Genomic DNA, 24,443 nt, shown 5'->3' with positions numbered 1-24,443 from the left:
TAATAAAAAATGCGAAAATGTTGGCTATCAACATTTTCGCATTAATTGAAAATCTATTGTGGACGTTCTATCTCATAAATCCCGCCAACTTTAGCTTAGCTTGATCCTGCAAACCCGCTTAATCAAGCTCACGCACTTTAATCGGGATTAATGTTCTTTCTAGTTGTTCACGATGTTGCTCGTATTGAGGTGGCAACATTAATTGGCTACCCATTGTCTCTGGTGTCTCGTCATGAGCAAATCCAGGAGGATCTGTAGCGATTTCAAATAAGATTTCGCCAGGTTCACGGAAATAAATCGCATTAAAATAATTACGATCTTTTACTTCTGTTACATGTTGTCCATGATTCATCACATACTCTTGCCATTCTAAATGATCTGTATTATCTTGGGCTCTCCACGCAATATGATGCACAGTTCCTACACCCATTTGGCCACGTTGACCTGCAACTGTTTTTAAATCCACTGTATTGCCGATCTCTGCACTAGAAGTAAAACGCGTATAGTCACCTTCCGTCGCTAACTTTTCAAGACCCATTACTTCTGTTAAAACTTTGGCAGTTTCTTCAGGGTGACTTGAGAATAGTGTAGCTCCACCAAATCCTTTGATAGCAACCTCAGGTGTTACTTCACCAAATGACCATTCGTTGTGCCCGCCTTTCGCACGTGCCACGAGTTCAATATGCAAACCATGTGGATCATCGAATTGAATGACTTGCTCACCAAAACGTTCAGCTTTTTGGAAAGGAATCGAGTATTTCGCTAAGCGATTAACCCAAAATGGTAGTGCTCCTTCTGGTACAACATACGTTGTAACGCCAACCTGACCATCACCAATACGTCCTTGATAAGCATTAGCCCAAGGGAAGAAGGTAATGATTGTTCCTGGTTTCCCACCTTTGTCACCGAAATATAAATGATATGTGCCCGGATCATCAAAGTTTACTGTTTGTTTTACTAAACGTAAGCCTAATACTCCCGCATAAAAATCAATATTCTCTTGCGGATGTCCTACGATCGCTGTGATATGGTGTATACCTGCTGTATGTTTTTTCATGTTAACAAGCCCTTTCATGACTATATTTCTCACCTATACTATGCCCTATTTATACCTACCTCAATCTGTAAAAGCTTAGCGAATTGTATACAACGCTTTAGACCATGGGATCAATTGATCTAACATTTGGTTTACTGAATCTATTTGTACTTCTTTTGGTTTAAATTCTGTGCCATTTTCAAAATCTGTGAATAATGATAGTGCTGGATGAACACGCACATCTGCGATTAAAAGCTCACCCATAATCCCACGTAAATGTTCTGCTGCACGAGCACCGCCAACAGAACCATAAGATACGATTCCAGCTGCTTTGTTATTCCATTCAACACGTAAGTAGTCTAGTGCATTTTTTAATGCCCCTGTAATAGAGTGATTGTATTCTTGTACGATGAATACAAAACCATCTTGTTTAGCAATAATTTCTGACCAACCTTGTGCTCCTGAAGCATCCTGTCCTGGCTCACCTAATAATGGCAATTTATAATCAGCAATATCAATCACTGTATAATTGGCATCTCCACGTTGATCTGCAATTTCCTTTACCCACTGTGCTACTTGAGGGCTTACACGCCCCTCACGAGTTGATCCAATAATAATACCGATATTTAATTCTGCCATTGTTTGTTCCTCCTCTTTTTTTGTACGAAATAATTTATTAAAAAACCCCATAATTGTACCTCCTGGCGAAGCTAAAGGTTCGAATTCATTTATCTTGAATTTATTTATCTTGAATTCGAGATAATAATAACACGATATTTTTATAAACGTCAACAACTTTGTTTTGAAAATTAAAAAGGCAGAGATAATTAATTCTCTGCCTTCCCTAAAAGCTTATAAACTTGTGTTTTTAGATAACGATATTGACTATCATTAGTATCTTGAAAAGCCTCTACCCTATTTGAATCAATATCTTGGTAGTCGATTAGGTATGGAAATTGTTCCTCGGAGAAATCCTTTCTTTCTCCATTAATAATATTATAAAAGTGCCAGCCTTCCTCAAGAAATGTCTTCCTAATTTCTCCGCCAAGAATATCCTGCACAACTAATGAAGTGACGCCACATTGTCCTTTTGCAGGGTTGTCCACACTCCATTTAGAACTTGATTGAATGGACCATGATTTTCTTAAGGCATTTAATACGTCTTTTTCCATGCAAAAACTCCTTTCAAACACTTTAAAATGGAACTTCATCCATTCTTATTGGTGTCGACTTCCCTACTACCCAATCATCTTTAATAGCACCATAGACAATACTATCTGTCACAGTACCAACTTATTTTCCCAAGCATTTCTTTTGCACTAATAAATGAACTAAATCATCAATTTCTTCTTCAAATAATTTGATTTCCATACATATCTCCCTTCATCTATACGTCCTCACATATATCTGAAAAAATAAAGTTAGTTTTCGTATGTGCATATGGTTGTAATGCATCAATAAACTGCTCTACATCAGGAAAAGATTGAAAATGCCCCTTTAATAAAAAACATGACTCACCTGAAATGCGATAGCAGAAGTCTATATTTGTATAAACCTTCAGATGTTCTTTAAAGTCTGCATAGCGGTTATTTTTGATTGTCGCTTCAACAATAGCGTCAATTGGATAACCCAATGCTTTTTTATTAATATCCAATGTATACCTCTTAATAACGTTCTGTTCCTCTAATTGCCGTATTCTTTCGCGAACTGCTGGTGCAGATAAGTGAACCCTTCTCCCTAGTTCGCTCATAGAAATTCGACTATCTTCTTTTAATTCTTTAAGTATTATTTCGTTAATGAAATCCATTTTGTAAATACCCCTTCTTTTTGAAGGAAAACAATCATATTTCCCTTCGAATTGATATGTTAACTTCGTTATGAACATTTTACACTAATTAATAGAAGGAGGAATGATTGATGACACTTATTCAATTATATGACAAGGGCTTAACACCCTTTCAACAATTATTAGGCTACAACAAGGGAATTCAGCTGCACTGGCAGCAGTTGGGGGAGGTACTCGAAAAAGACGGGCATCTATCCGCTTCATTAAAAGAAGAGGTTCGAAAAACTTTAGCTCAAAAAAATGGCTGTCAGTATTGTCAGGCAAAAGGCAAGCCTGATCCCCAGAACTATGATGAGAAAACGGCAGTATGCACAGGTTTTGCGGAAGCATTCTTAGCTGCTAAGGGGCACACCGCCCCCAACGTCACGGCTGTATTAAAGGACTATTTAACAGAAGCCGAGATTAGCGAGCTACTAGCATTTATTTGCTTCACGACAGCACAGCAATATTTTGGCGCACTCATGCAATTAAAATAATAAGGAGCTAGGGGCGAAACCCTAGTTCCTATTCCAGCTGCCATCCTTTTAATTCCATTTTATTAGCTATATCTATAATAAATTTCTTACTAAGCTCTTCTTTCATATTATTTTCAGCATCCACCATCACTTGTTCAATGAGACAGCCTTGATGATGGAAGGAATGATCGTGTTCAGAGGAACAACTAAATAATGAGGTTTGTCCTTCAATTGCATATATCACATCTAAAAACGATATTTCATGGGGGCGCTTAGAAATTCGATAACCACCGTTGACACCTGGGTTCGACTCAATTAAACCTGCCTTCACAAGCTTAGTTAATATTTTGGAAAGATAGGTTGGAGATAATTTTTGCATTTCTGCTAAAGACTCTACACTCATTGATTTCCCTTTAGGATTGAGTGTTAAAAACACCATTGTATGTAAAGCATAATTTGTTGCTTTTGAATACTTCATCATTCATCACCCTTCATTCAGGACCTTTATTATCTGCAATTAAAACACATTCTATCATAATTCAAGAAAAAAGCATGTTTTGTATGAAAACACGCTTTTATGATCCCTAGTCATGCTGTCCATAACCCGCTTCTCCAGCAAGAGCATCAGCCTTTGTTACTTGTACAGTCCCAAATGGATGATTTGGTGGCGCATAAATCGTGTAAAGCTTTAGTGGTTTATCCCCTGTATTCGTAACATTATGCCATGTTCCTGCTGGTACCATAATAGCCGTATCTTCTGCGACATGTCTCTGATAGTTTAAATAATCTCTAGTTGGCCCCATTTGAGTTAATCCATGCCCCTCCTCAATACAAATGAATTGGTCTACATGTGGGTGTACTTCTAAACCAATATCTTCTCCGACATTAAGACTCATCACCGTTACTTGTAAGTTTGACCCTGTCCACAATGCTGTACGATAATTTTTATTGCGCTTTGTAGCCTCTTCAATGTCGATAACAAATGGTGTTGGTCCAAAATCATTCTGGACATTACTTCTTGGCGCTCGTTCTGCCTGATTTGGATAGGCCCAATAAACAGGTTGATAACCGTAATGATACGATTGATAATTACCGTAATAAGGGTGGTACATTTATCTCAATCCTCTCATGCATGATAACGCTATAGTATGCAGTTGAATGAAAGAAGGTACTCACATGTAGTGTGACTTAATTGAGTAATCTTTATATATAGAATGGAGATAGGTATCCTGTTTGCTACATTAGCAGAAAAGCTTGCAGGCACTACTGCAATTAAATAGTTTTCTGGACACGTTGTTAAACATGAATGGATTGTAGAAGTGGAAGCAGAGTTAGGATTTGAATTACCACCATCCTATTGCTGGTGGTTAAAAAATTATGGCAATGGGCAACTGAATGGTGGATCTATTCTCTCAATCGGTCCACCAGCATACAGAGCCATTAATGATCATGGTATTCTCTCTATCCATCCTCTTAACTACTTAATGAATGACATGATCTATGAATATGCCTCTTCTTTCTCAGAATTTCTTGAAAAACTGATTGATGAGCGTAGTCAATAGTATGAGTTGCCTTATCTATGGGCAACTCACAACTCGGAAAATTCCCCTTTCAAGCGCTTACGAAATTTATCATCTGTAAGAAATTTCAATTGAAAACTATTCATACTATTTGAGAGCTTAATCTGCTCCATTGTATTTAAGTTGTTAGCAAAAAAGGCTATCTCTGTTTGATTTCCATCTTTATCTTCCGCATAGGCTGCTAGTGTTAACACAAATGCCGTCGACCCTCCCTTTTGACCAGCATGTTTTAACCATGCTTGATTTCTAGGATTCTGCATCAATTGCTCCAACACGGGATCTAAATATTTATGTACTTCTGCGCTAAAGAAATTTTTACCATTCAATTTTTCTAAAATAGAGATGTAATCACTTGTTGTGGCCCTTATTAAACGATCAGACCATATCTTTTGAAAATCCATATTGAGCATTTTTTGAGCTTTTGTTTTCTCCTCAATTGTTAAAGGATGTTCTATCCAATTCGAATGAATAGCCAATGCACGCTCACGATATTCAACCATATCCATTTTTCGTAAAGCAGTTAATGTTGCTTTTTTCGTTAAATTTTTTTCCTCCATCAAGTGAATGGGAATATAAAGTGCACTTACAATTGGATACAAAGGTTCATGATCCTCTACATTTAACTGTGTAAGCACATCATTAATTATTTGAAAGTCTAATACATGCATTAAATATTCCGTATTTGCATTGGAGCTATAGGCAATCATGCCATTTGCTACTTCACTTAAAGGTACACTATCTGCACCCTGAAGGTTTAACTGCGCCAACCATGCTTTATGTGCGCCGCCATCTGTTTTAGGAATGTAAAATGCCTCTAACTCCTTTAGATTTACTTGCTCTTTAGGATTAATACGGCCATCCGCTGCTTGTTGCGCATAGGCGATGGCTACGATTATTTTAACTGTACTTGCTAACGGTAGCTGTTCCTTGGTGTTTAGCTCCACCCAATGTTGTTGATTATATTGAATGGCTACAGAAATATTTTTATCGTCTTTATGTTCCTTGATAAATTGCACGATATATTCAGGATCGTTCTTCTTGATTTCTTTTTGAAACTTCCAAAAAATAATGCTACATACAAAACCTATACAAACCAAAACACCGCCAATCATCCAATACAACTTTTTCATATTCATCCCTCCATCACTCAGCTGCTTCTAACAACCATTGCTGTAATACTGTAGACGACTGGTTATTTAATCGTAATGCTATTTCTGTTTTTATTTCTGGAGGCATCACTTCAACAAGTATGCATACAGAATCCCTTGCTTGATTCACCTCGAATAACCCTTCTTAGCACAAACTAATTCAGCTCCAATTGCTCGATGATATCGATCGTTGACATACCTCTCCTCCTTAATGAATTAGAGAAGCTCGTAAATTGCTAACCCCATTTTCTAAATATCCTTTGAGGCATGTTAATGTATAGACCCAACCCTCTTTTTGGCCCATCATTTTTGTCACAATTTCTGGGTCATGTGCATTTAACCCAGATTCTACAACAGTAATAATTGTTTCACTTTGTGATTCTTCAAAAGAGATGGCAACCATTGTCACTTCGCCATGCTCTTCTCCCCAAACAAACACAATTTTTTTATTCATCTCCATTTCAAGCACAGTGATCACACCCTCTGCACCATACTCCTCATATTTAAGCGTGATTCTTTTACCTTCTGCCCATCTTTCGGAACTGCTAGAAAACCAATAATGACCGATTTCAGTAGGGGAAATAATGGCTTCAAATACTTTATGGGCTGGTTGATTGATTTTTAGTTTCGTCGTCACATCCGTATTTATCATCATTCATCATCCTTTTTCATATTGTCTATCTACACCTTCGCCGAAATTTTCCATTAACCTTCCTTTCTAATAAAAATTCACTAAAAAAGGTGCAATTCTCCTAATGGAATCGCACCTTTTCACTTAAAGTATTTTTTTATTATGAACAGTAAACTGAATATCTGCTACATTGTCGATAAAATTTTTATCATGTGTGACAAAGATTATTGTTCCCTCATAAGCAGCTATAAATTGTTCAAGGGCTTCGAGTGCTTGAATATCTAAGAAATTAGTTGGTTCATCTAACAGCAAAATATTATAATTTCCTAAAAATAGCTGACAAAGCTGAAGGCGTATGGCCTCACCACCACTAAGTGTGGTAATTTTCTTTTGTAAATCAGTGCCAGCAAACTGCATGGAATGAAGTACGCTTCGTAATAAACTTTCATCATATTCAGAGCGATTCTTTAAAAATTGTAGCACTGTTTCCTCACCAGCAAATTGGTAGCTCATCTGATGAAAATAACCTATTTTAGCCTTTGGAGAAATAGTTATACCCTCACCATTATTGGCTATATGTTTTAGTAATGTACTTTTACCACTACCATTGTTACCCTTAAGCGCAATTTTTTTACCTAACGGGATTTGGAAGCTCACCTCGTGTAATAGTACCTTATCTTGAGCATGTAAAGTGAATCGATCTGCCATAATGGGGTACTTATTATGCAATGCCAAGGCTTTTGATTGTCGAAAAACAATTTTTCTTTCTTCCTGAACCGCTTCTGCTTTATGAAGCTTCCCTATCCGATGTTCGATAGCTTTTGCTGCACGCTGTACGGCTTTTTGACTTGTGCCTTTGGACTTTGTCATAAACATACGATTAGGTTTAGCGTTAGCCTCTCTTTTAGACATATTGCCTGCCTGAGCAATTTTTTCAGCTTTTTTCATTTTTTCATCTACAGCTTTTTCAAGCCTGCTCTTTTCTTTCAAGTATTGTTCATGAGCCTGATTTTGTTGATCTTGCTCTAATTGCTTTTGCATGGCATACTCGCTGTAATTCCCTGAGTAGATCGTTACCTTACCACCATCTACCTCCCATATCGCTGTAACCAGCTCATCTAGTACAGCACGATCATGGCTAATGAGTATGAGGGCCCCATAATAATAACGTAATTCATCTAATAAAAATGAGATGCCGAGTTGATCCAAATGTGTTGTCGGCTCATCAATAAGCAAAGCTTCCTCATAAGAAGTAAATAATTGTGCTAGCTTTAATCTTGTTTGCTCTCCACCACTTAATCCTTCAGAATACGTAGGTACTGCTAATTTCCCTAATAACTGTGGATCTGCCTCTATTAACGTTGGTGCCTCCATCTGTTCAAAGTATCCGAAATGAACATGCCTTTTCAATTTCCCACTTACTGGTTGTATCTTGCCAGCAAGTAACTTCATCAACGTACTTTTACCTGCACCATTTTTACCAACGATTCCTATCCGGTCAAATTGATGCACGGCTAATTTTTCAATATTTAATAGTTCTTTATCTAAATAAGTAACGACTACATTCTCTAACTCAAAGCAAACCTTTTCCATTTTGCTACCTCCCGAAATTGATCATTCCGTACCGATAGCGATGGTATCGATACGAGCTTTTAATCAAAGCTCGTATTAAAAGAATAATAGACTATACATCTCACTTTCCTCCCTACATTCAATAAAAAAACACAGACAAATTTGCCTGTGATGTAAAGTAAAAGAGATTTATTATAAGACAAGCGTCTCTTTTTTCTCATGATTATGAAGATGATTAAAAAAGGACAGACTATCCCATTTACTCTGGTGTCACAAAACAGCGTTTGGCCCTATTCAGTTACTGGTTCAACATTGGGAAACGTAGTGTCATAGCATGTGTCATTTTTTAATAACCCTCCTTGCAGTGTTACGACTATTATAAATTCTCGCTTTAATATGTCAAGTTTCGAAAGTTCTCTCTAAAGACACACTAATTACTGTCGATATATCACAAATGAACATTCCAAAAAGTATATCATTTGGTGAAAACCTGATATAGTATGGAATTTAAGAAAAATAAAATTTGATTTGGTGGTGTTATGTGAATGAAGAAATATGTTATCGATATTTTAATGATTATGCTTGGATCACTGCTTTTTGCCCTAGCAGTTAACTTATTTGTTATTCCAAATGATTTAGGTGAAGGTGGCGTAACAGGCTTAACGATTATTGCTTATTATCTGTTCGGATGGTCGCCAAGTATTGTCAGTTTTGTTATGAATGCCGCTTTACTTATCGTGGGTTATAAATTTTTAAATAGACAAACAACAATTTATACAATCATTGCGGTCTCATTCCATTCTTTATTTTTACATTTAACAGAAACGTGGTCTATCTCTTCAGATGAGATTATCGTCAATACAATTTTTGGTGGCGTATTTGCAGGAGTCGGTATTGGCTTGATTATCAGAGTTGGTGGTACAACAGCAGGTTCTACAATTTTAGCGAGAATCACTAACAAATATCTTGGATGGAGTATTAGCTATGGACTTTTATTCTTCGATTTAATTGTTGCTTTTTCATCCTATTTTATCATTGGTGCAGAGGCATTAATGCTAACAATTGTTATGCTATATGTTGGTACTAAGGTAATGGAGTTTGTTATTGAAGGAGTTAACCCTAAAAAGGCAGTTACCATTATCTCTAAAAAACCTGAAGACATTGCTGGACAGGTAACTGCTTATATGAATCGTGGGGTAACTGTGCTATCAGGTCATGGTTATTACACAAAGGAACAAAAGGAAATCCTGTATATTGTTATTAGTAAGCAAGAAGTTGTAAAGCTTAAAAAAATTGTCAAAGAAGTCGACAAGGATGCCTTTATTGCCATTCATGATGTAAGGGACGTTTTCGGAGAAGGCTTTATTGAATTAGCAAAATCATAAAACAGTCAAAACACCTTTTGTAGGTAACAACAAAAGGTGTTTTATGTTGTTAAAAAAGATTTCACTAGCAGAAAAAGAACTTTTGGCAAAGCGAAGTGTTGATTTACGTTCCGCCAGCGTCACTCAAATCACCATGTGCAAAAGAGTCTTTTCCTTATCTTTCATCCTAACAGTAACGATCGAATAACCAATTAGAAGTAGCTTGGAACGGATGTTCATTTTATCCTTTCACAAAAATTCTATTGGTGGTTTTGTTTTTCGATTTACCTATTTCTATCAATCTGTAAAGAGCTTTGGATAATGCTGTCTAATAGTGCTGAATAGCTGATCCCCGCAGCAAGGGCACTTTTTGGTAGTAGGCTATTTTGCGTCATGCCAGGCAACGTATTAACCTCCAACACATAAGGAACGCCATCCTTCATTAACATATCTACTCTTGCGTAGACACTGCATCTTAAAGCCTTGTAACTGATCATCGCAGCCTTTGCCACTCGGTCATGAATTGCAAGTGGTAGTTCCACAGGCTCCTCCACGGTAGAAGCATCGTCATATTTTGCCTGGTAGTCAAAAAATACTGCTGTATGTTTGATTGACAGGACTGGCAATAGCTGTTCATTGAGTATTGGGCATGTAATTTCGTCACCAATCAAATACTGCTCAATAATGATTTCGTTATCCCACTTAAATACTTCTGCAACCGCAGCCAATAAGGCACTCCGATCATGGACAATTTGAACACCCACACTAGAGCCGCCAGCATTTGGTTTAACTACAAGTGGATAACCCATAAGCTCTATATCCTGCAAGGGCAACTCCTCTTCCTTTATGAGATGCACCCAATCTGGAGTTGCGACACCTTCATATCGAAGGATTTTTTTTGCCATATTTTTATCCATGCACAAACTACTTGCTAGAAGACCGCTTCCTGTATAAGGAATTCCCAACGTTTCTAGTACCCCCTGAATCGTACCATCTTCCCCGAACTTACCGTGAAGTGCTAACAAAGCCACATCAATATCACCTACCTTGTCAATAACCTCTTTGTTGTTATCTAATGTGATTGCCACAACTTCGTATTTTTGCTTATCTAATTGAGTGACCATTTCCTTACCTGTCATGATGGAAACCTGCTTTTCAGAGGAAGTACCACCCATAATTACGCCAACCTTCATTTTTTCAACTCCTCATAACGTTTTCAATGTATCACCAATAATTTGAATACCTCGAACAATATCGTCATCTGCTAAACGAGAAAAACCTAAACGAAATGTATTACTACCTCTTCCATTTGTATAAAATACATCACCTGGATAAAATACAACGCCCTTGTCATAGCATTTCTCAAGCAACAATCGTGCATCTACGTCCTCTTTTAGTTCTATAAAAAGGTGAAGCCCCCCATCCCCTGTTATCCTGCTATAGGGAATGTATTGGATACAAGCTTGACGGGCAAGCTCATATTTTTTCTTGTAAACAAATCTTGCTTTCTTTAAATATTTTTCAAAGTAACCATCCTGTAAATATTGATATAATACTGCCTGATCCAGTGTTGATGTATGAATTGTTCGAGCTCTTTTCATACTTTCCAAGCTATCAATTAACTCCCTATCTGCTAAAATCCAGCCAACACGTAAGCCAGGGAAAAGAATTTTAGAAAAGCTACCAATATAGACAATGTTATTACCTATACCGCTAAAAGCGATAAGTGGTGCCAAATGCGAGCTTGAATACCTTAATTCCTCATTAAAACCATCTTCTATAATGGGTATTTGATATTTGGAAAAAAGCTGAAAAATAGCACTCCTTTTCTCGGAGGAAGTGACAATTCCTGTTGGATTATGATAGGACGGGATAAGATAGGCAAAATCAAAGTCCTTATCTGCTAATGTTTTTTCCACCTGTTCCATGTCAATCCCGTCATCTTGCATATCGATGCCATGTACGTCTAACCCATGCAAACGGAAAAGCTTCAATGCTGCATGATGTGTAGGATTTTCACATAGTACACGCCCTGATTTTTTAGCTAAAGAGGACAATAAAATATCTAGACCTTCTGTAAAACCATTTGTAATTAAAATATCTTTATTAGAAATGTCCACACCTTTCATCTCCATATAGCTAAGAAGGTGGTCAATTAAGGGCTTATAGCCCTTGGCATAGCCATAGTTTAAGACAATATCTCCTTCAATGGACATCCTTGTGAGAAATGCCCTTTTGAAATTTTCAACATCAAAAAGCTTTTCTTCTGGAGCTATACTAGTAAATGAAATCATGCCTTTTTTCCAGTGTATATCTTGTCGTATTAAATCAATTTCATCAGCTAACAAAGTTGTTTCATTCAGCCTTTGTTTCCAATCTATTTCAATAGAAGAAGTTTTCAATGTAGTAACCTTTCCGATAAAATGCCCTTTTCCTTTCACTGCATAGATGATGCCATCTAGCTCTAATTCGGCATATGCGTTCAGCACCGTGTTTCTACTGACCGCTAATAACTTACTAAGTTCACGGGTAGATGGAAGCTTTTGATGTTCCAACAGATGCCCCTTGACAATCATGTCTTGAACATAATCCTTCAATTGTACATAAACTGGCCGTTCATCCATAAGCTTAAAATCACTAAACACTTCCTAACCCCCTTGCTTCATTTTTGCATAAACCCTGATAACCAAAAAGGTCCACACATTATGTAATTTCCTGTTAGAGTGGTTGCTCTTCTTTCTATCATATTTCAATATGGTCATAAGCATAAAAAGAAAACTCCTCTTTTGAGAAATATATCAGCAAAAAAGGAGTTTTATTATTATTTTAAAATATCATTCAGACCGTTTTCCTTTTTATCAGGACATACTAAAGACACCACAACTCCAACAATTAAGCAAATAAAGAATGTCGCTGCCTTGGCTGACACTACAGCCTCCATAGGTGACAGGGACCATACAATCGCACTAATAAAACCGACAATAATTGTAGCAATAACCCCAATGCCTGAAACACGTTTCCAGAAAAAGATTAAAAGGATCACAACCGAAAATGTATTGCCAATCCCTGCCCATGCAAAGGATACTAAGCTATAAATTACAGAACCTGATTTGAGTGAAATGATAATACCCACAATCCCACTAATAACAGCCACTAGACGCGAAAGGTGAACTAATTTTTTGCTAGAAATATTCCAACGTAATGTTTTATGAATTATATCCTCACTTATCGATGTTGTGATGACTAACAATTGAGACGAAGCCGTTGACATAATAGCTGCTAAAATACCAGCCACAATAATTCCTGCAACCCAAGGTGGTAAAATTTCAAATACCATATGTGGCAATATCATTTCAGGATCTTCAATAGAACCTTGCTTATACAAAGTGGACGCGAAAATCGCAGATAAAAAGGCACCCACATAGACAATTAATGTCCAAATAATCGCCATATTACGGCCAGTAATTCGCTCTTTTTCAGTCGTAATAGCCATAAAGCGAGAGCTCAATTGAGGTTGCCCCCCAAGCCAGCCAAAGAACCAGGATAGATTTGTAAATAGCATCGCCCCTAAGGCAAGTCCATTTAAGCCTCCAACCCAACTATCCGCACCATTGCCCATTTGAGCTAGCTCTGTTGAAATGCTTAAACCTTGATGTTGAATTTCCATATAAGCTGCAATTGGTACAATAACAAACGAGATCAGCATTAAAAAACTTTGGATTGTATCTGTCCAAACAACGGACATAAATCCTCCCATACATGAATAGGCAATTATTATTGCTCCAATAATAATTGTTCCCCAAGTGATGTTGAGTCCTGAGAATGAATAAATCGTTTTACCCATCCCGGAAAATTGAGCTGCTAAATAGCAAACAAAGAATAACACCATTACTGCAGAAGCTAACCAACGAATTATATCTGCGTGCTTTGGAAATTTAACAGCAATATAATCTGTTAGGCTATTCACCTTATATTTTTGTTGCTCTGTCATAAAGCGCTTTGATAAAAATAGCCATGATGCAACAACGCCTAAAAGCATGCCAGATAAAATCCAAATGCCTGACAGCCCAGCCACATATATAAAGCCAATTGCCCCTAAAAACATATAGGCGGATTCACCCGTTGCACGTTCAGAAAAGGCTAACGCCCAGCCCGGTAGTTTATTTCCCCCTAGAAAGTAATCATTATGTGATAAATCTTTTTTACTGAAGTATATCCCTACTCCTAGCATAGCGAGTAAATATATAAATATTTCAACATAAACAATTGTATGCATATACCCAAAGTCCTCCATCTGATTAATCTAAACAATCCCAATTGGTTTTATCAGATAATAGTTCGGGTTTTTTTAATTGTCAATAACTAATTTTGTAAAAAGGAGGCAAAGTATTTCGATATTTCTACAAACTTTAAAGCTCCTGGAGAAAGATGAATACTGTGTTTGTGTGCAATTCCAACCTGTCTAATATATGCTTGATAAAATTTTTTTCTAATCAGGTTACTTGGTGCATGTAGTAAAAGCGAGTTCGGCACAACAGAAATGCCTAAATTTTCATTGACCATTGTCAAAATGACTTGGTCAACTGATAATTCATAGACTACATTGGGATGGATTTTATGTTTAGCTAAGATCCTTGATACATCTCGATCAATCGTACGTTTAGGCATAATCCAGCGTTCATCCTGCAATTGCTCTAGAGAGAGCCTCTCTTCCTTCGCCAATGGATGCTCCTGTGCCATAATGCAAACAAGCTCATCATTAAAAATCGCATCGAATACAAGATGTTTAGAATTTGGTTGCACTAAAAAACCGATATCGACAACGCCATTATGAAGCCATTCTTCGATTTGATCATAATCTCCCTCCATCAAACGTATTTGTAGGTCTGGATGATGCTGTTCGAAATACGCTAAAACCTTTGGTAATAAGACCAGAGAAACACTTGGTAGAATACCAACCGATAACGTCCCCCCAATGAGATTTTTTAAATTTGCTACAGAGGTTTCAAGCTGCTGTTGTTGCTGCAATATTTTTGAGATGTGTTCGTAAACAATTTTCCCCTCACTCGTTAAAACAATATTATTGCGGTTTCGAATAATTAGAGAAAGCCCTAATTCTGCCTCTAAATTACTAATCGTATGACTGATTGAAGACTGTGTGAGATTGAGCTTTAAGCCTGTTTCTGTAAAATTTCCTGTATCGATAAGTGTATGGAAAGCAATATATTGTGCTAATGTAGCCATGCTATTCTGCTCCTTTTATGATTTTTTTTCATAGTTGATTATGTAAATATTCATTTGATTTAAATTACTAGCCACCTCTATAATAAAAATAAAATCCAAGTAAATCAATATGATTTGTTAATGAGGGGGCTCATAAAATGGCAGAGGAAAGATTAATGATGAAGGCTTTATCTATGGACATAATTACCGCAAAAATGTTTACAGAATTACATCTCTCCATTACAGAGCAGTATGGAGAGCATGGTCGGAGATTAGTACAAAAAGGCTTAGAGGCGTTTGGTTTAAAGGATGCTGAAGCCATGGCGAAAAAAGCAACAGCAGAAGGGGAAAATCATACTTTCTTTGAATACTTACCCCAAATCGTTGTAGGTGAAGAGAAATTTGCTGATTTAACACCGTTTGCTCGATTTTCTAAAATGTTTGCACAGATTGCCAAGCCAGTTGTAGATGAATATGGAGAAGCTGGTGAACAAGTGATTATGCGGGCAGTAGAACGTTTTGGTCATAAGCGTGGCCAAGGTATTGCTCAACGTGCTCGCACAAACGGTCTAGAAAATTCCGTGGAGCATTATTTAACTAACTATGATATGGGTCGCAGTGATTTGTTTGAAATCGATACAGTTTATAAGGAAAATGAGGTTGAACAAACGTTTACTCACTGCCCATTAGGTCAACAATGGGCAGATGATGATATGGGTAAATATGGAATTTTGTATTGTAAAGTCATCGACCCCTCTATTGCTAAAGGGTACAATAAAAGCCTAGAGGTGGTACATGATCAATTTGTTTTACGTGAAGGACAGTGCCACTTCCAATTCCAAATGAAAGAGTGATGTCATGATTAACGGAGTTAGGCTCGTACAGCATCTTCAAGACTTAAGTCAAATTGGTCGTAATGAAAAGACAGGTGGCATTAACCGCTTCTCGTTCACACCAGAAGAAAAGCAGGCAATTGAGTTAGTTACAACTTATATGGAACAAGCAGGTATGAATGTCACAATCGATGCAGTTGGAAACCTTATTGGTACATATGGTGAAGGAAATGAAACCATTATGCTAGGTTCTCACATCGATACAGTACCAGAGGGTGGCAAATATGATGGAGCATTAGGGGTGCTAGCAGCTATTGAAGTGGTACATACTATGCATGAGCAACAGTTGATACCCTCTAAAAAAATTCAAGTTGTCGCTTTTAAGGATGAGGAAGGAACAAGATTTGGCTTTGGGCTCCTTGGCAGTAGTGCAATGGCTGGTCTTTTAACAGAGGAGCAATTACAGCATACAGATGAAGCTGGCATTTCCATCGAAGAAGCCATGAAAGATTTCCATTTATCACCTTATCCTTTAACACAAGTGCATCGTAATGACATAAAAGCTTATTTAGAAATGCATATCGAGCAAGGAAAAGTGTTAGAAAATGAAGACCTACCAGTCGGTGTTGTCACAGGTATTGCAGCCCCATTATGGTTAGAGGTAACCGTAACGGGTGTCAGTGAACATGCTGGTGCAACACCTATGCCGATTCGTCAGGATGCTCTAACTGCAGCAAGTGAAATGATTTTAGCCATTGAGCAACTATTAACCAATACAACAGATTCCGTTGCAACGGTTGGTAAGCTAACGGTCTCCCCAAATGGGACAAACGTTATACCAGGTAAAGTTACGTTCTCGATTGATCTTCGTGATATTGACGAAAATAAAGTAAGTGCATTAGAGCAACAAATTATGCAACAGCTTCAACAAATTGCTGAACGAAGACATGTCTCATTGGCTTCTAAAGTATTACAGCGCATTAAGCCTGCAAAAACCGATGCCTTACTACAACAGCAACTTACTACAAGTATTGAAAAGCAAGGTATACGTCCTTATTCTCTCATAAGTGGTGCTGGGCATGATGCAATGAATATAGCTGAAATTGCCCCGATTGGGATGCTATTCGTCCGTTCAAAGGATGGTATTAGTCACAATCCCTTAGAATACAGTTCAGATGAGGATATTATTGTAGCAACTAATATTTTTTATGATACAGTTGTTGAACTTGCTAAATAGACTACTATATAGAAGAAAGCCATTCTCTAATTTTTTTAGAATGGCTTTTTTAATTTTTTCCATAACCTTCATTTTTAGCTTGAGTAATCACCTTTTGAATAAAAGGCTCTTTTTTCAGAGTATATGTTGGGCGAATCATATTGAAAAAGATAGCCCAATTTGGTTTATAGTCAGACAATACCACTTCAATTTTTTTCATGTGTCATTCACCTCACTTTTTTGAAATAAGCCAACTATAAATAAAGCGTATTTACCTTAAAATAATAAATCTATTTCGTTTTTAAATTTCCCTTTATATAAGAAGATCTCTCTATTTTTGATTGAACTGGTTTCATTTTAGCATAAGGAATATTATCTCTTTTAATATGATATAGTGTAATTATGGTTAATTTTCCAAAATAATTGAAAGGGGCTATAAAATGGAAGAGATTTTAACAATTACGAATTTAACGAAGAGTTATGGAAACAAGGAAATTTTGAAAGGGATTGACCTTCACGCAGCTAGAGGTGAAATCATCGGTTATATCGGCCCCAATGGCGCGGGTAAAAGTACAACTGTAAAACTTATTCTAGGGCTAGAAGGTGATTTTGGTGGCGAAATTAAGCTCTTTGGGAAAAGCATAGGACAAGACCAAATTGATTATAAACGGCGAATTGGTTACGTCCCTGAAATCGCTGATGTTTATGATAACTTAACAGGCTATGAGTATTTAACCTTCATCGGCCAGCTATATGGATTAGAGCTAGAGGAGGCGGCTGACAAATCCAAATCACTAATGGAACTGTTTGGAGTTGGTGAAGCATACCATTCTAGAATTTCTTCCTATTCTAAAGGCATGCGTCAAAAACTACTAATTATTGCAAGCCTTATACATAATCCAGACCTGCTATTTTTAGATGAACCAATCAATGGCCTTGACGCAAACAGTGTCATGATTTTTAAAGAAATCTTAACGCAACTAGCTGCCAATGGAAAGACTATATTTTACTCATCACACATTATGGATGTCGTTGAAAAAATCAGTAGCCGCATCATTTTGCTGTATGATGGAAAAATTGCAGCGGACGGAACATTTGCCCAATTACAAGCAGATAATACTGAAGGAACATTAGAAAGAATTTTTAACCAGTTAACAGGATTTCATGAACATCAGGAAATCGGAGAAAAATTTGTGTCCGTCGTTCGTGGGAGACAATTATGACAGATTTCAAAACGCTACGATTGCTTGATAAGTTCCGATGGTTTTTTATAAAAATGGGCATTGATTATGACATGATGAGAAAAATCCTCCATATAAAATTAACAATGGATGAACGGAAAGTACCTACCCTATTTAATCAAAACAAAAAGAAAGACAATCAAAAGTATGGCTACATTAAGTCGCTATGGATTTATATGTTATTCGGACTTATACTCATCCCGCTTATGGGATTTGGTCAAAATTTTCTATTTCAGATGAGTATCGCCTTTGCAATGATCATCTTTTTGATTATGACTTCATTGATTTCTGACTTTTCTTCTGTGCTTTTAGATGTACGAGATAAAAGCATACTTTCAACTAAGCCTATTTCAGCTAAAACAATTAATGCAGCAAAATTTATGCATATTTTTATTTATTTATCCTATTTAACATTGGCCCTAACAGCCATCCCTCTAATAGTCAGCCTTTTTACTCAAGGTATTGTGTTTTTTATTTTAACAGGTCTTGAGATTCTATTAATGAATTTATTTATAGTTGCCATCACAGCCATTTTATATATTGCCATTTTACGCTTCTTCGATGGTGAAAAGCTGAAGGATATGATTAATTATGTACAAATCGCTTTATCTCTAATGCTGATGATTGGCTACCAAGTTCTTATTCGATCCTTTGAATTCGTCAATTTAGATATGGTAGTATCGTTTCATTGGTGGAACCTCTTCTTAATACCGATGTGGTTCGCTGCCCCTTATGAACTCATACTGCATGGTGACACATCCTTATTGACAGTCATTTATTCCATCTTAGCAGTGATTGTACCTATTATTTCGATTTGGATCTATATTAAACTCATACCAACCTTTGAACGCAATCTCCAAAAACTGCTAAGTACAAGTAAGTCTAAAAAGGAAAAAAACAATCGACTAAAGTCGTTTTTATTAACCATTGTGTGTAGAACACACGAGGAACGAGCTTTCTATCGCTTCGCAGCTCTGATGATGAAGCAAGAGCGAGAGTTTAAGCTAAAGGTCTACCCATCTTTAGGCTTTTCATTTATTATTCCCTTTATTTTCATGTTTACTTTTAGCAGAGGGGAAGAAGTCGTTTATGCTAGTAGTATGAGCTATTTAAATATCTATTTTAGTATGATGATTATACCATCCGCTGTCCTTATGCTTGGTCACTCTGCTAAATATAAGGCTGCATGGATTTATAAAACGCTACCGCTTAAAGATTATACAGATTTACAAAAAGGTAGCTTAAAGGCATTTTTAATTAAATTGTATACTCCGTTATTTTTAGTACTAAGTATAGTCTTTAGCTATATTTATGGTATTCGAATTATCCCTGATTTACTAGCTGTTTTGGTAACAAGCTGGTTATATACCATCCTTTGTTTCGTCATGATGACAAACAAATTACCCTTTACCAAACCCTATGATGAAGTTAATGATGCGCAAGGCTGGAAGATTCTTTTGTTATTGCTCCCTTTAGGTTTACTTGTAGGGCTGCACTATATAATAGCTAGTCAGATAACATACGGCTCTACTATATATTTCATTGTGCTTTTCTTCATCAACATCTTGATATGGAAACTGGTTTTTAAATCGAAAAAATAACCAAAAAACGGCTCAAATCCTATAATAGAGTGGGATCAGCCGTTTTTTCCATGATATGGTGTTTAAAAGATAAATGCAACGAATTCTTCCTCACCGCTTTTCATATCTTTTATTTTATACATATTTTGATTGACCTCGTTATCTCCTAATACAATAACCTTTGGTGTGTTTTCACGATTGGCTTTTTCCATCGCCTTTTTCACTTTTTTCCCACTTAGCTCAACTTCTATCTTATATTTTTCTCGCCGTAATGCAGTTGCTAGCTTTAGTGCCTCTTTTTCTGTTCCCAGAGGAATAATATAAATATCCACGCTAGGAGCGTTTTGCTCTATTTTTCCCGAAAGCTCTAGTGCTGTATAGATGACATCTAAACCAAATGAAATACCAACAGTAGCATAGGTTTGATTTGTCTCTAAAAGGCCACCAATAGCATTGTCATAGCGTCCCCCACTACCAATACTTGAGCGAATTGTTCCATCTGCTAAAAAAATTTCATAAATTGTTCCTGTGTAAATTTCAAGTCCCCTCGCTAAAAATGGATTGAAAATACATTGGTCACTTATTTCAAGTGCCTCTAAATAAGAAGTTAGTTCCATTAATTCCTGTAAACCTTGTTGTAAAAAGACATTCTCGGTCGCGAATCCTTCAAAATACGCCATACTTATTTGAGGACGTTCATCTAAAAAGTGCTTTATTTTATGAATACTATTATCTGATAACCCCAATGCCTTCAATTCTGCGAGCATTGTTTTCTCGTCTATTTTTTCAATCTTATCTAATGTTAAAATAACTCGATTCATTTGTTCCTGTTCAACCTCAAATAATTGCAGTAAACCAACTAAAAGCTTGCGATTATTATATTGGAGATTAATTTTAAGTTTAAGCTGATTAAAGGCATCTATCGCCATCATCATTAGCTCCGCCTCAGCAGCCTGTGATTCTACCCCAACAATATCTACATCACATTGTGTAAATTCGCGAAAACGACCAGCCTTGATGGGGCCATCTCGAAACACTTTGCCAATCTCATATCGTTTAAATGGCATAGCAATCGCTGGATTCATCGCTACAACTTTTGCAAATGGAATTGTTAAATCATAGCGTAACGCTAAATCTCGCTCACCTCGATCTGTTAATGTATACATCTCCTCTAAAATCTCAGCACCACCAGCATATTTAGAAGCCATCAACTCTGTATAGTTAAGAATAGGTGTTTCTAACGGCTTGCAGCCATAGGCTATAAATGTATCTTCTAACGTACGTCGTATCACACGACGAGTAGCCTCTTGCTCTGGTAAATAATCTTGTGTTCCTCGAACATTCTGATAGTCCATTATTTTTTTCATCATAATCTCCTCCTCATTTTTTGAGCAATAAAAAAACCGTATAGCGATAAAGCTTCAAATCAGCTTTATTTATACGATTACATGAGAAATAGTCTTCCTATTCAATATTAATAAGTTAATAAAGATAGCAAGACTAGTGATGATGATGATGTTTTGTTGTGAATGATTGGACAAGAGTAATGACCATGTTTATTCCCCCTTTTATATTAAGGGTTACTATAAGACACACCCAATAGAATGTCAAATTTTTTCTAAAATTCACACAGTATTTTTTTCATTTTTTCTAGAGTAGCTAACATTTCAGCTAACTCTTCAGTTGTTAAGTGAGCATGGTACTTTTCTGTAATCTGTTGATTAAAGGCTTCGACTTCCTGTTTATATAATAGACCCTTCTCACCTAATTCGACAGAAAAGGCACGCTTATCCTCCTCATGCTGCCTTTTCATTATATAGCCATCCTGTTCAAGCTTGGTTAATTGCTGACTCACTGCACTTTTTGTAATAGCCATTTTATCTGCTAGTTCTGAAGGCGAGCAGGATGGATGACGCATCACTAATGTTAAAAGAACATATTGCTGATTATTTAAGGAGAAATTAGTATAAGCCCTTTCCATTTTCTCAAGCATGATCCAAATATCTTCAATGGTTTGATTTATTTGCTCCGCTACCTGGTTATTCTTCATTTTTTTGAGTGTCACCTTTTTCTCGCCATTTTTTAGGATTTAGATAGCTTTTAAATTTGTTGGCTACTTCTTTTCCAACAAGTAAAGCACCGAGCCAAAATAAGATTTCAGCCATAATAATACTTCCTGGTATAATCCCTGCCTTTACTTTTGTAGGTATCGGTGTGAAAGGTGTAATAATTGGGATTAACCATAAAGAAAGTGAAAAGATAATAATGCCTAATCCAAGCTTATAAGCAAAAGATTTTTGTGTTTTTTCGTTAGAGGTCATGTATCTTCTCCTGTAATAATTAATTTATTTAAGTTAACTAAACTATATGATACATTTCTTTTTATGTAAAGCTTTTTAATCTTTATAACAAAAAGCCCCATCTATTTGAATAGCGAAAGTCAAATAGATGGGATTACTAATTTAGTTATTTTCCAAATGTAAGGGGTATACGTAGCTCATCATTTGGCTTGTTAGTTAAATATTTATAAATGAGAATTTCTAGCTCCTTCTTGTCAAAATTCTCATAAACATCCATTCTTTTATTATTTTCAAGAATGCCCATAAATTCAGGCGTCCCATAGATTTTTTCTTTACCCTCTAAATAATAGGTTTGATTGACTCCAGCAAACCCTGGATCAGGGCTTAATGATTCCACATAAAGGTTATTGTCCTTCATATAATACGTCCATGAAATTGGGTACCCTGCTATATTAGATGTTACACTTTGATGCTTTGCTGATATGTTCGTTAATTGGATTGAATTATCGTCTCCGTATAAACCTTCAACACGGTTCTTAGCAACGAAAGTTAAAGGTTGATTTTCCAAAGAAGCTGCATTTAGTCCAGCTATTTCAAAGCGCAGCTCTGTTTCATTAGGATTTCCAACTTTACCCGAAATATATCCAGTCAATAATGTTCCACCTACATCCAGTTGATAATCCTTATAAGGGAAAGTTTCGTATTTTTCTTGAGTAAGAATTAATCGAACTTGGGTCGGTGTAACCGTCATTTCATGAATTTTAGTGCCACCAGGCACATTGTCGATTGGAATATCTAATACTTGCTTAAATGACGTATTTTCCAGTTGTGTTTTAGAGAGATTTAGTTGCATATTCCAAGTGCTTTCTTTTGTTTCTAGTATACGGTTATAAGAAATTTGGAATTTAGTTTCCTCTTCTTGTAAGGCTTCAGACTCGAATAGTTGCTGACTAAAGTATTCTCCTTTTGCTCCCTGTCTTCCCATGAAAGATTTTTTCCCTGTTTCAATTGAATGATTCTTATTATTAATCGCCTCAATGAATATCCCTGTATTTCGGACTTTTAAATCTGTAAGTGTAACTGCCGTTTTAAGCAATATTTTACCCTCATCTTGTGCAAAAGATTGAATAGACACTGTGTCAACTCCGTCCTTTTGAATAGGGAACACTTGCGTAGTTAAGTCATTTGGATTATAGTCGATAGAATATTTTTTATCGCTGATGAATTGAATATTCTCCATCATAAGCTCCACATCTGTCTTCTGTCCTTCAGCAACCCAATCCGTTTCAAAATAACCCTGAAAGGTACCAAGCTCCTCATTCCAAGAATGTGTATAATTCCCTTCGATAAAGTTACCCTTTGAATCTTTAAGCCCGGTATGTTCAAAACCTATATCCTCTCCATCCCAAGAGGCATCAGGTTTCAAACTATACAAAAGAAAGGTTCTGTTATCATCGATAAACGCCGTATGTACGGTCAACGTAAACCCATCCTTCGTAACGGATTTCTCAATCGTCTGCCCTAAGCCCTGGTCTAATGCCGACTGAATACCAGCTCTATAAGATAGAATAGTTGACCAATCATAGTTCAGTGCTGCATAGACAGGTGTAGCCATTAGAGCAACAGCTAATCCTGCGACCAAAACAAATCTCTTCCTTTTTCGGGGTAGAAGTTCGATCGGTTCATTTACCATTTTTAGTTCATCCTGCTGGATACCATTCCACATTTGTTCAAAGTCAGGATACTTCATGTTATGGTCTGCGTTCATCTCTTTTTTCAATTTCTTTTCAATGCGTTCCAAATTGATTCTCTCCCTTCAACCATAAATTTTGTTTTTGTTCTAGTTTTTTGCGCATGATTTTCAATGCCTTATGGAGTCTCGATTTCACCGTTCCCACTGGAATCTTTAGGGTTTCCGCAATTTCCACTAATGATAGCTCACCAATGTAGCGGAGGGTGACAACAGCCATTAACTTTTCTGGTAGCTGTCTGAGTAGTGCCTCCCACTCCTCCTCAGCTGCCTTCTCCAGTACAATGGTGTCTACAGATTTAACTGATGCCGTAGTTTGCTCCTGTAACAACTGTACTTGACTCACTTTTTTTAACTGAGCCTGCTTTCTTTTAAGCAAATTTAAACATTGATTCATCGCAATCCGTAAAATCCAAGCACGTGTATGCTCTACACTTCTCCAATCCTGACGAAAGACGGTGACAAATACATCATGGCAGAGATCTTCCGCATCTTGGGCATTCCGTAGCATGTAATAACAGGTACGGTAAACATCTTTGTTGTATGAATCGAATAATTCTCGTTCTGTCAATCCAAGGCACTCCTTTCTGATGGTTCTACGTTATAAACAAATGACTACTTGAAAAGGTTCATTTTTTTAAGAAATTCATATACGTACTTTTTTAATT

Annotated in this window: 27 protein-coding genes and 1 pseudogene; 7 read left to right on the top strand and 21 right to left on the bottom strand. The window is 36.7% G+C overall.

Annotated elements, in window-relative coordinates:
- Positions 1–118: 118 nt before the first annotated feature.
- The 4 genes from VK91_RS15295 to VK91_RS15280 all read right to left on the bottom strand — a co-directional run bounded on the left by VK91_RS15295 (position 119) and on the right by VK91_RS15280 (position 2,843).
- The gene (locus tag VK91_RS15295; RefSeq protein ID WP_048394296.1) at positions 119–1,057 is read right to left on the bottom strand and encodes a ring-cleaving dioxygenase; all 939 of its coding nucleotides are present in this window, start codon (positions 1,055–1,057) and stop codon (positions 119–121) included.
- Between the two features lie 75 nt (positions 1,058–1,132).
- Positions 1,133–1,726, bottom strand: coding sequence for an NADPH-dependent FMN reductase (locus VK91_RS15290; RefSeq protein WP_004231581.1), 594 nt, complete (start codon positions 1,724–1,726; stop codon positions 1,133–1,135).
- Positions 1,727–1,863: 137 nt separating this feature from the next.
- A complete protein-coding gene (locus VK91_RS15285; RefSeq protein WP_048393998.1) occupies positions 1,864–2,208 on the bottom strand; it encodes a hypothetical protein in 345 nt (114 codons plus the stop codon).
- A 215-nt stretch (positions 2,209–2,423) separates the two neighbouring features.
- Complete coding sequence (locus tag VK91_RS15280) at positions 2,424–2,843, bottom strand: Lrp/AsnC family transcriptional regulator (protein WP_048393997.1); 420 nt, start codon at positions 2,841–2,843, stop codon at positions 2,424–2,426.
- Positions 2,844–2,953: 110 nt separating this feature from the next.
- On the opposite strand from VK91_RS15280, the gene VK91_RS15275 reads away from it, so the two are divergent.
- Entirely contained in the window at positions 2,954–3,358 is a 405-nt protein-coding gene (locus VK91_RS15275) for a carboxymuconolactone decarboxylase family protein (RefSeq protein WP_048393996.1), read from the top strand.
- A gap of 28 nt (positions 3,359–3,386) precedes the next feature.
- On the opposite strand, the gene VK91_RS15270 is transcribed toward VK91_RS15275, so the two are convergent.
- Both VK91_RS15270 and VK91_RS15265 read right to left on the bottom strand, forming a co-directional pair.
- A complete protein-coding gene (locus tag VK91_RS15270) occupies positions 3,387–3,818 on the bottom strand; it encodes an Rrf2 family transcriptional regulator (RefSeq protein ID WP_048393995.1) in 432 nt (143 codons plus the stop codon).
- A 103-nt stretch (positions 3,819–3,921) separates the two neighbouring features.
- Complete coding sequence (locus VK91_RS15265; protein WP_048393994.1) at positions 3,922–4,449, bottom strand: cupin domain-containing protein; 528 nt, start codon at positions 4,447–4,449, stop codon at positions 3,922–3,924.
- A gap of 207 nt (positions 4,450–4,656) precedes the next feature.
- Here VK91_RS15265 and VK91_RS15260 point away from each other — a divergent pair, with 207 nt between their 5' ends.
- Positions 4,657–4,899, top strand: coding sequence for an SMI1/KNR4 family protein (locus VK91_RS15260; protein ID WP_231595680.1), 243 nt, complete (start codon positions 4,657–4,659; stop codon positions 4,897–4,899).
- 26 nt (positions 4,900–4,925) lie between these two features.
- Here VK91_RS15260 and VK91_RS15255 read toward each other — a convergent pair whose 3' ends face one another.
- The 5 genes and pseudogenes from VK91_RS15255 to VK91_RS23345 all read right to left on the bottom strand — a co-directional run bounded on the left by VK91_RS15255 (position 4,926) and on the right by VK91_RS23345 (position 8,611).
- Entirely contained in the window at positions 4,926–6,047 is a 1,122-nt protein-coding gene (locus VK91_RS15255) for a serine hydrolase (protein ID WP_048393992.1), read from the bottom strand.
- 13 nt (positions 6,048–6,060) lie between these two features.
- A pseudogene (locus VK91_RS23085) lies at positions 6,061–6,198 on the bottom strand (hypothetical protein); the annotation flags it as partial.
- A 75-nt stretch (positions 6,199–6,273) separates the two neighbouring features.
- Entirely contained in the window at positions 6,274–6,717 is a 444-nt protein-coding gene (locus VK91_RS15250; RefSeq protein ID WP_048393990.1) for an SRPBCC family protein, read from the bottom strand.
- Positions 6,718–6,840: 123 nt separating this feature from the next.
- Positions 6,841–8,289 (bottom strand): Msr family ABC-F type ribosomal protection protein, encoded by a 1,449-nt coding sequence (locus VK91_RS15245; protein WP_048393989.1) that lies wholly within the window; start codon positions 8,287–8,289, stop codon positions 6,841–6,843.
- A 277-nt stretch (positions 8,290–8,566) separates the two neighbouring features.
- Positions 8,567–8,611 (bottom strand): erythromycin resistance leader peptide, encoded by a 45-nt coding sequence (locus VK91_RS23345; RefSeq protein ID WP_156181907.1) that lies wholly within the window; start codon positions 8,609–8,611, stop codon positions 8,567–8,569.
- Positions 8,612–8,813: 202 nt separating this feature from the next.
- On the opposite strand from VK91_RS23345, the gene VK91_RS15240 reads away from it, so the two are divergent.
- On the top strand, positions 8,814–9,653 hold the full coding sequence (locus tag VK91_RS15240) for a YitT family protein (protein ID WP_036079667.1): 840 nt from the start codon (positions 8,814–8,816) through the stop codon (positions 9,651–9,653).
- Between the two features lie 263 nt (positions 9,654–9,916).
- On the opposite strand, the gene VK91_RS15235 is transcribed toward VK91_RS15240, so the two are convergent.
- From VK91_RS15235 to VK91_RS15220, 4 genes are all read right to left on the bottom strand, one after another.
- The gene (locus VK91_RS15235; protein WP_048393986.1) at positions 9,917–10,825 is read right to left on the bottom strand and encodes a D-alanine--D-alanine ligase; all 909 of its coding nucleotides are present in this window, start codon (positions 10,823–10,825) and stop codon (positions 9,917–9,919) included.
- A gap of 12 nt (positions 10,826–10,837) precedes the next feature.
- Positions 10,838–12,277, bottom strand: coding sequence for a PLP-dependent aminotransferase family protein (locus VK91_RS15230; protein ID WP_048393985.1), 1,440 nt, complete (start codon positions 12,275–12,277; stop codon positions 10,838–10,840).
- A gap of 176 nt (positions 12,278–12,453) precedes the next feature.
- Entirely contained in the window at positions 12,454–13,908 is a 1,455-nt protein-coding gene (locus VK91_RS15225; RefSeq protein ID WP_048393984.1) for a sodium/proline symporter, read from the bottom strand.
- Positions 13,909–13,994: 86 nt separating this feature from the next.
- A complete protein-coding gene (locus VK91_RS15220) occupies positions 13,995–14,876 on the bottom strand; it encodes a LysR family transcriptional regulator (protein WP_048393981.1) in 882 nt (293 codons plus the stop codon).
- A gap of 137 nt (positions 14,877–15,013) precedes the next feature.
- On the opposite strand from VK91_RS15220, the gene VK91_RS15215 reads away from it, so the two are divergent.
- Both VK91_RS15215 and VK91_RS15210 read left to right on the top strand, forming a co-directional pair.
- Entirely contained in the window at positions 15,014–15,709 is a 696-nt protein-coding gene (locus VK91_RS15215; RefSeq protein WP_048393979.1) for an L-2-amino-thiazoline-4-carboxylic acid hydrolase, read from the top strand.
- A 4-nt stretch (positions 15,710–15,713) separates the two neighbouring features.
- Entirely contained in the window at positions 15,714–16,925 is a 1,212-nt protein-coding gene (locus tag VK91_RS15210; RefSeq protein WP_048393977.1) for a Zn-dependent hydrolase, read from the top strand.
- A gap of 49 nt (positions 16,926–16,974) precedes the next feature.
- Here VK91_RS15210 and VK91_RS22750 read toward each other — a convergent pair whose 3' ends face one another.
- Positions 16,975–17,124: a hypothetical protein gene (locus VK91_RS22750; RefSeq protein ID WP_156181906.1), complete on the bottom strand. Its 150-nt coding sequence runs from the start codon at positions 17,122–17,124 to the stop codon at positions 16,975–16,977.
- A 220-nt stretch (positions 17,125–17,344) separates the two neighbouring features.
- On the opposite strand from VK91_RS22750, the gene VK91_RS15205 reads away from it, so the two are divergent.
- Both VK91_RS15205 and VK91_RS15200 read left to right on the top strand, forming a co-directional pair.
- Positions 17,345–18,127, top strand: a complete 783-nt coding sequence (locus tag VK91_RS15205) for an ABC transporter ATP-binding protein (protein ID WP_048393975.1) — start codon at positions 17,345–17,347, stop codon at positions 18,125–18,127.
- The gene (locus VK91_RS15200) at positions 18,124–19,746 is read left to right on the top strand and encodes a hypothetical protein (protein ID WP_048393974.1); all 1,623 of its coding nucleotides are present in this window, start codon (positions 18,124–18,126) and stop codon (positions 19,744–19,746) included. The genes VK91_RS15205 and VK91_RS15200 overlap by 4 nt, the downstream gene beginning before the upstream one ends.
- Before the next feature lie 62 nt (positions 19,747–19,808).
- Here the strand turns inward: VK91_RS15200 and VK91_RS15195 are convergent, their stop codons facing one another.
- From VK91_RS15195 to VK91_RS15175, 5 genes are all read right to left on the bottom strand, one after another.
- Positions 19,809–21,092: a histidine--tRNA ligase gene (locus VK91_RS15195; protein WP_048393973.1), complete on the bottom strand. Its 1,284-nt coding sequence runs from the start codon at positions 21,090–21,092 to the stop codon at positions 19,809–19,811.
- 251 nt (positions 21,093–21,343) lie between these two features.
- Positions 21,344–21,775, bottom strand: coding sequence for a MarR family winged helix-turn-helix transcriptional regulator (locus VK91_RS15190; RefSeq protein WP_048393972.1), 432 nt, complete (start codon positions 21,773–21,775; stop codon positions 21,344–21,346).
- Positions 21,765–22,046, bottom strand: coding sequence for a transporter suffix domain-containing protein (locus VK91_RS15185; protein WP_048393970.1), 282 nt, complete (start codon positions 22,044–22,046; stop codon positions 21,765–21,767). Before VK91_RS15185 ends, VK91_RS15190 begins: the two co-directional genes overlap by 11 nt.
- A gap of 145 nt (positions 22,047–22,191) precedes the next feature.
- Positions 22,192–23,826: a DUF4179 domain-containing protein gene (locus tag VK91_RS15180; protein WP_048393968.1), complete on the bottom strand. Its 1,635-nt coding sequence runs from the start codon at positions 23,824–23,826 to the stop codon at positions 22,192–22,194.
- Positions 23,813–24,346 carry an RNA polymerase sigma factor gene (locus VK91_RS15175; protein ID WP_048393966.1) on the bottom strand — a complete coding sequence of 178 codons (534 nt, stop codon included), beginning with the start codon at positions 24,344–24,346 and terminating at the stop codon, positions 23,813–23,815. The genes VK91_RS15180 and VK91_RS15175 overlap by 14 nt, the downstream gene beginning before the upstream one ends.
- Positions 24,347–24,443 lie beyond the last annotated feature (97 nt).

The organism is Lysinibacillus sp. LK3 (assembly GCF_001043675.1).
Taxonomy (GTDB): Bacteria; Bacillota; Bacilli; order Bacillales_A; family Planococcaceae; genus Lysinibacillus; species Lysinibacillus capsici.
Note: the sequence above shows the minus strand (reverse complement) of the source record. Positions and strands in the feature narration are given on the sequence as shown.

What these genes read in the sequence shown, in the direction of transcription:
- VK91_RS15295 (WP_048394296.1), bottom strand. Translation starts at nt 1,057, where the DNA reads ATGAAAAAACATACAGCAGGTATACACCATATCACAGCGATCGTAGGA.
- VK91_RS15240 (WP_036079667.1), top strand. Translation starts at nt 8,814, where the DNA reads ATGAAGAAATATGTTATCGATATTTTAATGATTATGCTTGGATCACTG.
- VK91_RS15250 (WP_048393990.1), bottom strand. Translation starts at nt 6,717, where the DNA reads ATGATAAATACGGATGTGACGACGAAACTAAAAATCAATCAACCAGCC.
- VK91_RS15225 (WP_048393984.1), bottom strand. Translation starts at nt 13,908, where the DNA reads ATGCATACAATTGTTTATGTTGAAATATTTATATATTTACTCGCTATG.
- VK91_RS15270 (WP_048393995.1), bottom strand. Translation starts at nt 3,818, where the DNA reads ATGATGAAGTATTCAAAAGCAACAAATTATGCTTTACATACAATGGTG.
- VK91_RS15200 (WP_048393974.1), top strand. Translation starts at nt 18,124, where the DNA reads ATGACAGATTTCAAAACGCTACGATTGCTTGATAAGTTCCGATGGTTT.
- VK91_RS15265 (WP_048393994.1), bottom strand. Translation starts at nt 4,449, where the DNA reads ATGTACCACCCTTATTACGGTAATTATCAATCGTATCATTACGGTTAT.
- VK91_RS15245 (WP_048393989.1), bottom strand. Translation starts at nt 8,289, where the DNA reads ATGGAAAAGGTTTGCTTTGAGTTAGAGAATGTAGTCGTTACTTATTTA.
- VK91_RS15275 (WP_048393996.1), top strand. Translation starts at nt 2,954, where the DNA reads ATGACACTTATTCAATTATATGACAAGGGCTTAACACCCTTTCAACAA.
- VK91_RS15205 (WP_048393975.1), top strand. Translation starts at nt 17,345, where the DNA reads ATGGAAGAGATTTTAACAATTACGAATTTAACGAAGAGTTATGGAAAC.
- VK91_RS15190 (WP_048393972.1), bottom strand. Translation starts at nt 21,775, where the DNA reads ATGAAGAATAACCAGGTAGCGGAGCAAATAAATCAAACCATTGAAGAT.
- VK91_RS15220 (WP_048393981.1), bottom strand. Translation starts at nt 14,876, where the DNA reads ATGGCTACATTAGCACAATATATTGCTTTCCATACACTTATCGATACA.
- VK91_RS22750 (WP_156181906.1), bottom strand. Translation starts at nt 17,124, where the DNA reads ATGAAAAAAATTGAAGTGGTATTGTCTGACTATAAACCAAATTGGGCT.
- VK91_RS15285 (WP_048393998.1), bottom strand. Translation starts at nt 2,208, where the DNA reads ATGGAAAAAGACGTATTAAATGCCTTAAGAAAATCATGGTCCATTCAA.
- VK91_RS15215 (WP_048393979.1), top strand. Translation starts at nt 15,014, where the DNA reads ATGGCAGAGGAAAGATTAATGATGAAGGCTTTATCTATGGACATAATT.
- VK91_RS15255 (WP_048393992.1), bottom strand. Translation starts at nt 6,047, where the DNA reads ATGAAAAAGTTGTATTGGATGATTGGCGGTGTTTTGGTTTGTATAGGT.
- VK91_RS15185 (WP_048393970.1), bottom strand. Translation starts at nt 22,046, where the DNA reads ATGACCTCTAACGAAAAAACACAAAAATCTTTTGCTTATAAGCTTGGA.
- VK91_RS15195 (WP_048393973.1), bottom strand. Translation starts at nt 21,092, where the DNA reads ATGAAAAAAATAATGGACTATCAGAATGTTCGAGGAACACAAGATTAT.
- VK91_RS15235 (WP_048393986.1), bottom strand. Translation starts at nt 10,825, where the DNA reads ATGAAGGTTGGCGTAATTATGGGTGGTACTTCCTCTGAAAAGCAGGTT.
- VK91_RS15280 (WP_048393997.1), bottom strand. Translation starts at nt 2,843, where the DNA reads ATGGATTTCATTAACGAAATAATACTTAAAGAATTAAAAGAAGATAGT.
- VK91_RS15210 (WP_048393977.1), top strand. Translation starts at nt 15,714, where the DNA reads ATGATTAACGGAGTTAGGCTCGTACAGCATCTTCAAGACTTAAGTCAA.
- VK91_RS15290 (WP_004231581.1), bottom strand. Translation starts at nt 1,726, where the DNA reads ATGGGGTTTTTTAATAAATTATTTCGTACAAAAAAAGAGGAGGAACAA.